Here is a 3,543-nt window from a genome sequence, read left to right as displayed (position 1 = left end):
TTAGTGGGGGCCGCGAAAGCTTCACGCCTGAAGTCCATGGTGCATTAGCGACCCGCGCCTACGAAGCCACCTTCATGGCCGGCCAGCCGGCGCTGGCCCCGATGCGCTTCAGCGCACTGAATTTCTGCGGCCAACCGTGGGAGCCGCAGCAGGCGGAGTACGACGGCGGCACCACGCTCACGCTCTGGCACCACGACCTCTACTACGGCAACCGCGTCGGCGCGCGCTTCTCGTTTGCCGACCAGTACATGGGACTGGTCGGTCAGCCGTCGCGCGAGTAACCGGTGCGAATAACCGCCGAGAGTACACCCCGATCAAAGCCAGGCCAGACCAGCAGGCGCTGCTCAGCTGAACCCGCCGCGCATCAAAACCGCCACCTCACCGGCGAATAGAGGCGGTTCCTGACCAGCGTTCACACGGCTGAGGAGAAGTCTGCAAAATACTGTGTATTTGCGCAGTATTCATGCCAGCCACCGCCAAACCCAAGCGCTACAACCCCCGCCACCCCGAACGCACTCTGCTCTACCAAACCGTGGCCGAGCACTACGAGAGCTGGCTGGAGCTGGCTTGCGAGGGTCAATTTGAGGGCCAGGGCGACCACCACAGCCCCAGGCCCTACGTGCGCAAAGCGTTCGAGAAATATCTGGAGTGCGGCATCTTCGCCCACGGCTTTGCCCGCGCCCGCTGCGACGACTGCGGACACGACTTCCTGGTCGCCTTCTCGTGCAAAGGCAGGGGTGTCTGCCCCTCATGCAACACCCGGCGCATGGCTGAGACGGCGGCACACCTCACCGACCATGTGTTTCCCCGCCTGCCGGTGCGCCAGTGGGTGCTGTCGGTGCCCAAACGGCTGCGGTACTACATGCAGCGAGAGGGCCCGGTGCTGGGCATGGTGCTGCGCATCTTCCTACGCGTCATCGCGCAAACGCTGCAAGCCAACAGCCCTGGTGCGGCCAATGTGGACAAGGCAGCACTGCACATAGGCGCAGTCGCCTTCATCCACCGCTTTGGCTCCAGTCTGAACGAGCATGTGCACTTCCATGTCTGCGCAGTCGATGGCGTGTTTGAGGAAGTGGCGGGCGAGGAGGGCGATGCTGCTGATGCAGCTTCTCAAAGCTCACCATCGCGCATCATCTTCCACCCCGCCACCGGCGTGACTGCGGATGCCGTGGGTCAGGTGCAGGCCAGCTTACGCAAACGCATCCTGCGCGCCTTTGTCGGACGGGGCCTGCTGGAGAGTTTCGAGGCCCAAGAGATGCTGGGCTACAAGCACAGCGGGTTTTCGGCGGACACCAGCGTGTGCATAGCGGCGCACGACCGCGCCGGGCTGGAGCGGCTGCTGCGCTACTGCGCCCGCCCGCCGTTTGCCATGGAGCGGCTGCGCAAAGCGGGCAGCGAGCTGGTCTACCGCTGCGCCAAGCAGCACAGCGAGCCCGGCAGCCTGCCTCACAACAAGCGCGGCGTAAAGGCCGATGAGATCACCCTCACCCCGCTGGAGCTGATTGAACGTATCGCCAAGCTGGTGCCCCCGCCGCGCACGCACCGCCACCGCTACTTTGGCGTGCTGGCACCGAACTCACCCTTGAGGCCTGCCGTCACGGCGCTGGCGCGTGATGCAGCGGTGAAACCGGCGCAGGTGCAAGCCGAGCCAGCCAGCACGGCTGCAGGCGAGGGCGCACTTGGGGTAAGAAGCCCACTGCCAACCCAGACCGAGCCCGCCCAGCCGGTGCCACCCAAGCGCCCGGCGCACTATTTGTGGGCGGTGCTGATGGCCCGTATCTACGAGGTGTTCCCGCTGCTGTGCCCCATCTGCGGCGGGCAAATGCACATCATCGCCTTCATCACACACAGTGCCGATATCCGCCAAATACTGGAGCACATCGGGGTGGAGACGGAGCCGCCGCACATCACCCCGGCACGCGGGCCGCCACTGTGGGACGAGTGCGACGCGCAAGCCGCAGAGGGCGTGGAGCCAGCCCCAGACTGGGATGAAGCGACCCAACCGGCCCCGGACTTCGAGGTCGATCAGCGCGTCAGTTGGTAGGGTGGCAACAGCGGTTAACAGTGGTTTTGCCAACGTTGCGAGGCAGCGCTGCGCCTGTCACCGCCAAAAACGGGTCATACCGAAAAATCTCGGGCAACTGGCTTTGAGAAATCAACCCAGCAGTCCCCTGTGTGCATGCCTGAGACGCCCCAAACGTGTGCTATACTTGTGCTCATGCGGTTGGATTTCCTATCCCCTTGAGCGACTGCTCAAGGATACTTGAGCGGTCGCTCAATAGTAGCGCCTATTACTCCTTTGGTGCACCCATGCCATCCGTAACGCCACACATCCTGATCGAAGAAAGCAAGAAAATCGGCCAGCAATCCGCCAGCCAAACCCTCAAGGCAATCGCCAAGGCCTATCCCGGCAAGCTGTTCTGCACGCTGTCACTGGTCGCGCTGGAGAACGCATTGCTGCTGGCCTATCCCCTGTTTGCCGGTTTTGCGGTGGACTCGATCCTGCGCGGCGATGCCGGCAGTGCGTTGTTCTATGCGGCGGTGGTGATGGCTTTCTGGGTAGTCGGTGCCGCACGCCGGGCCCTGGATACCCGCACCTTCACCCGGATCTACGCCGATCTTGCCGTACCGGTGATTCTCAATCAGCGCCTGCAAAATCACAGCACGTCAAAGGCCGCCGCGCGGGTGGTACTGGCGCGGGACTTTGTCGATTTCTTCGAAAAACATGTGCCCATTATTGCAACGGCCTTGGTGTCCATCGTCGGTGCAGCCGTGATGCTATTGGTGATTGAACCTTGGGTTGGCCTGGCCTGCTTTGCCGCGCTGGCGATATGCATCACCCTGCTGCCGCGCTTTGCCCGCCGTAACGAGCAACTGCACGAACGGTTGAACAACCGCCTGGAGAAGGAGATCGGCCTGGTAGAGAAAGTCGGCGCCCAAACCCTGCGACGCCATTATCAACTGCTGTCGCGCCTGCGGATCTGGCTGTCGGACCGCGAGGCCGCTGCCTACCTGTTCTTCGGCGCGTTGGCCGCGCTGCTGTTCATCGTCGCGATCAGCCAACTGGCCTTGTCACCGGCGGTCAAGGCCGGCCATATCTATGCAGTGATGACCTATCTGTGGACCTTTGTCAGCAGCCTCGACGAAGCGCCAGGGATGGTTGATCAACTGGCGCGGCTCAAGGACATCGGCAAACGGGTGGACCCGGGGCTGGGGGACTGATCAGCCTTAGCGGAACCGATCCACTTCCTGGCGCAACCCTGCCGCCAGGGTCTCCAGTTCCTTGGCGGTAACGGCCAGGTTCGACACCACTTCACGCTGCTCGCTATTGGCCAGGGCGATGCTCTGCAGGTTGCTGCTGAGCAGGGTTGCGGTGCTGCTCTGCTCCTGGGTGGCGGTGGTGATCGCGGCAAACTGCTGGCCGGCCGAGCGGCTTTGTTCGTCAATGCGTGCCAGGGCCGACGCGACGTCGGCATTGCGCGACAGGCCTTCCTGCATCAGCACATTACCCTGCTCCATGGTGCTGATGGCATTGCCTGCTCG

Annotated in this window: 3 protein-coding genes and 1 pseudogene; 3 read left to right on the top strand and 1 reads right to left on the bottom strand. The window is 63.2% G+C overall.

The window, feature by feature from the left end:
• The first annotated feature begins 74 nt into the window (after positions 1–74).
• From ACYKG1_RS21585 to ACYKG1_RS21575, 3 genes are all read left to right on the top strand, one after another.
• On the top strand, positions 75–281 hold the full coding sequence (locus ACYKG1_RS21585; protein ID WP_020205952.1) for a hypothetical protein: 207 nt from the start codon (positions 75–77) through the stop codon (positions 279–281).
• A gap of 182 nt (positions 282–463) precedes the next feature.
• The gene (locus ACYKG1_RS21580) at positions 464–2,044 is read left to right on the top strand and encodes an IS91-like element ISCR22 family transposase (protein WP_011798713.1); all 1,581 of its coding nucleotides are present in this window, start codon (positions 464–466) and stop codon (positions 2,042–2,044) included.
• Positions 2,045–2,310: 266 nt separating this feature from the next.
• Positions 2,311–3,222, top strand: coding sequence for an ABC transporter six-transmembrane domain-containing protein (locus ACYKG1_RS21575; protein ID WP_478470906.1), 912 nt, complete (start codon positions 2,311–2,313; stop codon positions 3,220–3,222).
• 6 nt (positions 3,223–3,228) lie between these two features.
• Here ACYKG1_RS21575 and ACYKG1_RS21570 read toward each other — a convergent pair.
• Positions 3,229–3,537, bottom strand: a pseudogene (locus ACYKG1_RS21570) (hypothetical protein); the annotation flags it as partial.
• Positions 3,538–3,543: the final 6 nt, after the last annotated feature.

The organism is Stenotrophomonas sp. 85239_Sma (assembly GCF_056481725.1).
This window is presented reverse-complemented; position numbering and strand designations above follow the sequence as displayed.